General features: G+C 66.0%; 7 protein-coding genes. 6 read left to right on the top strand and 1 reads right to left on the bottom strand.

The window, feature by feature from the left end:
* Position 1: 1 nt before the first annotated feature.
* The 5 genes from U1708_RS11330 to U1708_RS11350 all read left to right on the top strand — a co-directional run bounded on the left by U1708_RS11330 (position 2) and on the right by U1708_RS11350 (position 2,779).
* Complete coding sequence (locus tag U1708_RS11330) at positions 2–952, top strand: Mrp/NBP35 family ATP-binding protein (protein WP_187504017.1); 951 nt, start codon at positions 2–4, stop codon at positions 950–952.
* A 98-nt stretch (positions 953–1,050) separates the two neighbouring features.
* The gene (locus U1708_RS11335; RefSeq protein WP_332745703.1) at positions 1,051–1,482 is read left to right on the top strand and encodes a CoA-binding protein; all 432 of its coding nucleotides are present in this window, start codon (positions 1,051–1,053) and stop codon (positions 1,480–1,482) included.
* A 55-nt stretch (positions 1,483–1,537) separates the two neighbouring features.
* A complete protein-coding gene (locus U1708_RS11340) occupies positions 1,538–1,873 on the top strand; it encodes a hypothetical protein (protein WP_187504038.1) in 336 nt (111 codons plus the stop codon).
* Between the two features lie 12 nt (positions 1,874–1,885).
* Positions 1,886–2,302: a hypothetical protein gene (locus tag U1708_RS11345; protein WP_332745706.1), complete on the top strand. Its 417-nt coding sequence runs from the start codon at positions 1,886–1,888 to the stop codon at positions 2,300–2,302.
* 15 nt (positions 2,303–2,317) lie between these two features.
* Positions 2,318–2,779, top strand: coding sequence for a hypothetical protein (locus tag U1708_RS11350; RefSeq protein WP_332745708.1), 462 nt, complete (start codon positions 2,318–2,320; stop codon positions 2,777–2,779).
* 446 nt (positions 2,780–3,225) lie between these two features.
* Here U1708_RS11350 and U1708_RS11355 read toward each other — a convergent pair whose 3' ends face one another.
* Positions 3,226–4,515 carry a homoserine dehydrogenase gene (locus U1708_RS11355; protein WP_332745711.1) on the bottom strand — a complete coding sequence of 430 codons (1,290 nt, stop codon included), beginning with the start codon at positions 4,513–4,515 and terminating at the stop codon, positions 3,226–3,228.
* Positions 4,516–4,606: 91 nt separating this feature from the next.
* Here U1708_RS11355 and U1708_RS11360 point away from each other — a divergent pair, with 91 nt between their 5' ends.
* On the top strand, positions 4,607–7,354 hold the full coding sequence (locus U1708_RS11360; protein ID WP_332745713.1) for a [protein-PII] uridylyltransferase: 2,748 nt from the start codon (positions 4,607–4,609) through the stop codon (positions 7,352–7,354).
* The last annotated feature ends 365 nt before the right edge of the window (positions 7,355–7,719 follow it).

A 7,719-nucleotide genomic window follows, 5' to 3' on the forward strand; every position in this document is an offset into this window, starting at 1 on the left:
GATGATCGATATCGAAGCGGTAAAGGCGGCGGTTGCCGCAGTGGCGGGCAAGCGGGCGACCGTCCGGCTGGAGGGAACACGGGCCGGCATCATCATCGATGCGACCGGGCTCGATCCGCAGGCGCGCGATGCGCTGGAGGCAACCGTGCGGATGGCCGCGACGCAGCCCGGCGTGACCGAAGTGCGGATCGCGGTGACCGCCGAACGCTCGACCCGCCGGCTGATCGCGGTCGCCAGCGGCAAGGGCGGCGTCGGCAAATCGACGCTCGCCGCCAATCTCGCCATCGCCATGTCGCGCGCCGGTCGCCGCGTCGGGCTGGTCGACGCCGACATTTATGGGCCGTCACAGCCACGCCTGATGAACGTCGAGGGCACGCGTCCGACCGCGAAGGACAAGGTGCTCGATCCGGTCCCGACCCCGTACGGCGTACCGCTTCTGTCGATGGGCCAGCTCGTCGAGCCGGGCAAGGCGATCGCCTGGCGCGGGCCGATGGCGGCGGGCGCGCTCGGCCAGCTGGTCGAGGCGGACTGGGGCCTGACCGATACGCTCGTGCTCGACCTGCCGCCCGGGACCGGCGACGTCCAACTGACGATGGTCCAGAAATATCGCCCGGCGGGCGCGGTGATCGTCTCCACCCCGCAGGATCTCGCGCTGATCGACGCACGCCGCGCGATCGACCTGTTCGAGAAGGCCGGCATCCCGATCATCGGGCTGGTCGAGAACATGGCCGGCTATATCTGTCCGCATTGCGGCGAGGCGTCGGACCCGTTCGGCAATGGCGGCGCTGAGGCGGCGGCGCGCGAACTCGGCATCCCGTTCCTCGGTCGCGTACCGCTGACGATCTCGATCCGCACCGCGTCCGATGCGGGTACGCCGCCGGCTTCGAACCCCGACGATACTGTGTTCATGCCGATTGCGGCTCAGGTCGTCGCATGGCTCGGAAAACTGTGAAACCCGCGAGCCTGATCTACGTTGTCTGATTACCGGTCGTACCCGACGCGTAGAGTTGCGGTACGAGCGGACCAGGTTTCCCCCGACAGGAGGCATCGATGCCGTTGACCGCCGATGCCGACATCAAGGCCTTGCTCGAAGGCGCACGGACGATCGCGATGATTGGTGCGTCCGATCGCCCGGACCGTCCCTCCTACGGCGTGATGGCCAAGCTCCAGGCACACGGCTACCGCGTGATCCCGGTCAACCCGCAGATCACCGGCGAGCATATCCACGGCGAGTTCGTCTTCCGCGAGCTATCGCAGCTCGGCGACCCGATCGACATCGTCGACATCTTCCGCAACTCGGCTGCGGCCGGCGAGGCGGTCGATCAGGCGATCGCAGCGAGCGCGAAAGCTGTTTGGATGCAACTCGGCGTCATCAACGAAGACGCGGCAGCGCGCGCCGAGGCCGCAGGGCTGCAAGTCGTGATGGATCGCTGCCCCGCGATCGACATTCCCAGGCTCGGAGTCGCCAAGATCGAGCAATGACGCTTGCCCCGGCGTGCGATCGCGGTCAGTCTGAATGTCTGTCCGGGAGGCGCCGATGCTCGCGATGCTGCTGTCGATACTGATCGAGGACCCCCTGATGGCCACCGCGAAGGCGCGGATGGCCGCCGAGCAACCCTGTATCCAGAGCGCGGACGAAACCGACATCACCGTCTGCGGCATGCGTACCGCGGACCGGTTTCGTGTGCCGTTCGTCGTCCATGACGCTGGCGATCCCAAGCATGAGAGCGTCCGCAACGAACGGACCCGCTTGCTCCGCCGCACGTCGCCGCTCGCCGATCTCGGTCCGTTCCAGGTCGGTGGCGGGATGGCGGGCGTAAGCATGACGATGGGCGGCGAAGGCGGCACGTCGTTCCGCAAGCCCGCGCCGTAAAGGGGTTATCCGATGTTCGCCGCCATCCTGTCCGTGCTGATGCAGGTCGCCACACCGTCTCCGAACGCGGCGCCGGAGCGATTTTCGATCCTGGTCGATCCGTGCGCGGCCACCTCGAAGGATGGCAACGAGATCATCGTCTGCGGTGGCCCCGCAGCGAACAGCCCGCGCCTGCCACTGCCCGACGAGCGCGGCCCGCCCGACCACGCGGTTGCCTCCAACCCCAACCTCAGCGCCGTCCGCGCGCTGCAACTGGAGGCTACGCCGTGTGCGGCCAGCCAGCGCGGGTGTCAGGTCGGCTTTGGTCCACCGATAGCCCCGATCGCCAAGGCGGCAGTCGGGCTGATCAAGAGCGCGCTGGCGAAGAAACCCGACAAGCGAGGCCGCGTGCCGATCGACCTCGATGGTCCCGTCGGTACCGTCAACTAGGACTTTGGAGGCGCTGTGATCCTGCTGTCGATCCTGTTGCAAGCCACCGCGCCGACGACGCCGATCGTCGCACCGCCGCCGCAGAGCTGGTCGATCCTGAATCCCCCCGCCTGCCCCGGTTCGAGCCCGACCGAGATCGTGGTCTGCGGCAGCAACGGGTCGTCGGAGCAGCGCCTGCCCCTGCCCGGCGAACGCCCGCCGCAGGACCGCCCACGCCAGCCGACCGGCGATCCGCGCGCTGCGCTCGACAATGCCGGGCGGCCCTGCCCGCCGGGTGGCTGCACCGGGGTGAATTTGCTGACGGTCCCGGTCGTGCTGATCCGCGGCATCGGCGCGCTGATCGATCCGCATAGCTGCTGCGAAAATGGCGAAGGGAAGGATCCGATGGCGCTGGTACGAGACGTGGCCGGCAAGTTCCGGAAGAAGCCGGACACGTCGAACCGCGTGCCGATCGTGCTGGATGATCCGGTGAAATAGGATCCGGCAGGTCTTCCACCGGACCAACCAAAGTGTTTCCTCGCAAAGGCGGGGACCCAGACTGGGCTCCCGCCTTCGCGGGAGAACAAGAGAGAGAGAGAGAGAGAGAGATGATCGAGCAGCAATCGGTACGAACGACGGCCTCTACGTAAGTTTTCTCCCCTCCCTGGAAGGGAGGGGTCGGGGGTGGGTAGGCTGCTTGGCGAGCGTCTCGGCAGTTACAAGCCAACCCACCCCCAGCCCCTCCCTTCCAGGGAGGGGAGCAGAACACCCTCAATCCAGACGATCGCCGCCACCCCGGCGAGCGTCACTACGCCGGCAAGCCCCCCCGGCGAAGGCCGGGGCCCAATTGGGGAACGGGACTAACGAAGGGCGCGCAGCGTTACTGCGACCTCTCCAATTGGGCCCCGGCCTTCGCCGAGGTGGTTGACACCAAGGTTGCCCCCTCAATCCAGAATATGCATCCACATCGGCTGGCCCACGAGGCTCTGCGACCCCCGCAGCTTCTCCAGAGCCTGCGCGATCGACCGCTCCGGGCTCTCATGCGTCACGATCGCCACCAGCACGCTGCCATCCGCAATCGCCCCCCGCTGGATCAGGCTCTCGATCGACACCCCGGCGTCGCGCATCGCCGCCGCGATCTCCGCCAGCACCCCGACCCGGTCCGCAACGGTAAAGCGCAAATACGCACGACCACGCCGCTCGCCGCTGTCCGCCTTCGGCGCCGCCGTGAGCGACACCACCGGCATTGCGAATGGCGGGCCGAACTCGCCCCGCGCGATGTCGATCAGGTCGGCCACCACGGCGCTTGCCGTCGGGCCATCGCCGGCACCAGCACCCTGGAACAGCAGGCGGCCGACGAAATTGCCCTCTGCCACGACCGCGTTGAGCGATCCGGTGACGTGCGCCAGAGGATGGTCGATCGGCACGAGATGCGGATGCACGCGCTGGAACAGCCCATTCGCCCCCGCTTCCGCCAACCCGAGCAGCCGCACGCGATACCCCAGCGCCGCCGCTTCGGCGATGTCCGCGCCCAGCAAATGGCGAATACCGCCGATCGCGACATCGCCGAACGCCGGCTGCGTCCCGAACGCGACCGCGGCCAGGATCGACAACTTGTGCGCCGCATCGACGCCGTCGATGTCGAAGCTCGGATCGGATTCCGCAAACCCGAGCGCCTGCGCCTCGGCCAGCACCTCGGCAAAGTCGCGACCTTCCGATTCCATCTTCGACAGGATGAAATTGCAGGTCCCGTTGAGGATGCCGTAGACGCGCGCGATCTCGTTCGCGGCGGCGCCTTCGCGAAGCCCCTTGATGACCGGGATGCCCCCCGCAACCGCCGCCTCGAACTTCAGCGCGACCCCGGCCGACTCCGCCGCCTGCGCGAGTTCCAACCCGTGATGCGCGATCATCGCCTTGTTCGCGGTGACGAAACTCCGCCCCGCGCCCAGCGTGCTGCGCGCCAGCGTCAACGCCGGACCATCGGAACCACCGATCAGTTCGACAACGACATCCGCGCCCGGCTGCTTCGCCAGTGCGGTCGTGTCGTCGACCCACGCGAACCGCGACAGATCGACGCCGCGATCCTTGCCCCGATCACGCGCCGAAACCGCAACGATCTCGATCTCGCGCCCGGCCCGCCGCGCAATCAACTCGCGGTTCGCATCGAGCAGCCGGATCACCCCGCCGCCTACAGTCCCCAGCCCGGCCAGGGCTACGCGCAATGGTTCGCTCATTTTCGTCCTCCACTCGCGCGTCCGGTTACGTTTCACAGACGTTTTGCGCAATCCTGATGACGCACGCGCCCGGTGCCCCTATCTGGGCGTCATGTCCGGCCGCTTCGATCACCTCCCCAACCGTCGCACGATCATCGATCGCCGCGCCGTCGCCGAAACCATCGCAGAGTTGGAAGGCCTCGACCCGACCGCGCTTCGCCGCGACGCGACCGCGTTGCTGAAAGCCGCGCTGGAGAAGGGCCGGATCGAGGTCGAACGTCGCCTCATCGAACATCCGTCGCGGGGGTTGGAAGCGTCGAGCGCGCAGGCCTATCTGATCGACGCGCTGCTCCGCATCCTGTTCGATTTCACGACGCAGCGGCTCTATCCCCTGCCCAACCCGACGATCGGCGAGCGCCTGACGGTGATCGCCGTCGGCGGTTACGGCCGCGCGGAAATGGCCCCGCATTCGGACGTCGATATCGGCTTTCTCACGCCCGGCAAGCAGACGCCCTGGGCCGAGCGCGTGATCGAATCGATGCTGTACGCATTGTGGGATCTCGGGCTGAAGCTCGGCCAGTCCAGTCGCTCGCTCGACGAGATGGTCCGCCAGGCCAAGAGCGACGTCACCGTCCGCACCGCACTGCTCGAGGCGCGCTACGTCTGCGGCGACACCGAGTTGTACGAACAGGCGTCGCACCGCTTCAAGACAGAGGTCCAGGCGGACACCGCGCGCACCTTCATCGCCGACAAGCTCGCCGAACGCGACGCGCGGCACCGGAAGATGGGCGATACGCGCTACGTCGTCGAACCCAACATCAAGGAGGGCAAGGGCGGCCTGCGCGATCTTCACGCATTGTTTTGGATCGGCAAATACATCTACGACGTCCAGCGCGCCGCCGAGCTTGTAGGCGTCGGGCTGTTCACGAAGGCGGAATACCGCCTGTTCCACCGCGCCGACAATTTCTTCCAAGCGGTGCGCTGCCATCTGCACAGCATCACTGGCCGCGCCGAGGATCGGCTGACGTTCGACCTGCAACGCGAGATCGCCGACCGGATGCGGTTCTCCGACCGACCGGGCAAGTCGAAGGTCGAGCGGTTCATGCAGTTTTATTTCCTACAAGCGAAGACCGTCGGCACGCTCAGCGGCGTGTTCCTCGCGCATCTCGACGAGAAGTTCGCGGCGCGTGGCCGGCGCTTCGGATTGCCGACGATCCGCCGCTCACCGCGGAAGCTCAACGGCTTCGTGCTCGATCGCGGTCGGCTAGCATTGCCGAGCGACGACTTTTTCCAGGCCGATCCCGAGCGCCTGGTTGAGATCTTCCAGCTCGCCGATAAGCACGGCGTCGAGATCCACCCCCTGGCCATGCGAGCCGCCGCAAGAGATGCGAAGTTGGTCGACGATGTCCGAACCAGCCCAACCGCGAACGCACTGTTCCTAGACGTGCTGACCTCGCCGCGCGATCCCGAACTGGTGCTGCGCTGGATGAACGAGGCGGGCGTGTTCGGCCGCTTCGTGCCCGATTTCGCACGCGTCGTCGCGCAGATGCAGTTCGACATGTACCACCACTATACCGTCGACGAGCACACCATCCGCGCGATCGGCCTGCTCGCGCGGATCGAGAGCGGCGTGTTAAAAGAGGATCATCCGCTCGCCAGCGCGATCTTCGAACAGATCGTATCGCGGCGCGCGCTGTACGTTGCGGTGTTGCTTCACGACATCGCCAAGGGGCGCGGCGGCGACCATTCGATCCTCGGCGCGGAGGTGGCGCAGCGCTTATGCCCACGCTTCGGTTTAACACCGGCCGAGACCGAGACTGTCGCCTGGCTGGTGCGATGGCACCTGCTGATGTCGGCAACCGCGTTCAAGCGCGATCTCAGCGACTTCAAGACGATCCTCGACTTCTGCGACGTGGTGCAGAGCCCGGAGCGGTTACGCCTGTTGCTGACGCTGACGATCGTCGACATTCGCGCCGTCGGTCCAGGTGTTTGGAACGGCTGGAAACGCCAGTTGCTTGGCGATCTGTACGAGGCGGCAGAGGAGGTCCTTCGGCTCGGCCACAAGCAGAAGGGGCGTGCGGAGCGAATTGCTGCCAAGCAGCAGCATCTGCGCGACGCCCTCGGTTGGGACGAGAAGACGTTCGCGACGCTCGTCCACCGTCTGCCCGAAGCTTATTGGATTGCCGAACCCGAGGACGTGCTGGCGCACAACGCGCGCTTCCTCGCGAATACGGGCGATGCGCAGCTCGCGATCGACGCGCATGTCTATCCGGGACGCGGCGCAACGCTGGTGACGATCTACGCGGCCGATCATCCGGGGCTGTTCTACCGCATCGCCGGAGCGATCCACGTCGCTGGTGGCAACATCATCGACGCACGGATTCACACCACGCGCGACGGCATGGCAGTGGACAATTTTCTCGTCCAAGATCCGTTCGGACGGCCTTTCGATGAGTCGGGCCAACTGTTGCGGCTAAAGACCGCGATTGAGGATGCCTTGGCAAACCGTGGCAAACTTGCCGATCGGCTGGTCGCAAAACCCCTGCCCCGGACGCGGGCGGAGGCATTCGACATTGTCCCGAATGTGTTGGTCGACAACAAGGCATCGAACCGGTTCACGGTGGTCGAGGTCAACGCGCGCGATCGGCCGGCGCTGCTTAACCAGCTCGCCAACGCGCTGTTCCAGTCGAAGGTGACGATCCATTCCGCGCATGTCGCGACCTATGGCGAGCGCGCGGTGGACACGTTCTACATTACCGACCTCACGGGGGACCGGATCACCCAGCCTGCGCGGTTGAAGACGCTGGAACGAAGGTTGCTGGCAGCGGCGGCAGGGGAAGAGATCGATCTGGCGGCTTAGAGCTGCCGTTACGCCGATGACGGACCTAGTGAACGCCCACTCCTCGTCCATCCTCGCGAAGGCGAATTCCATATCTTTCAAGCGTTCGCGAGCCTGTCGCAGGGTCAGCCCGTATGGGTTCTCGCCTCCGCGGGAATGATGAAGGCGGACAATAAAAAGCCGGCCGCACCTGGGTGCGGACCGGCTTTTTTTACCATGACGCCTCTATCAGAAGCGCGAACGCAGCGTCAGGCCGTAGGTGCGTGGTTAGAGGTGGCCCCGGTTGTCTGAACAGGCTCGCGGTCTGGATAAGTGGATCGCCGCTGGTTGATCATGCCGCTGCGAGAAGCGGCTGGTCGAAGTATACCTGGTCCGGTGTCCTGGTA

It is taken from the genome of Sphingomonas arabinosi, from assembly GCF_036663715.1.
Taxonomy (GTDB): Bacteria; Pseudomonadota; Alphaproteobacteria; order Sphingomonadales; family Sphingomonadaceae; genus Sphingomonas.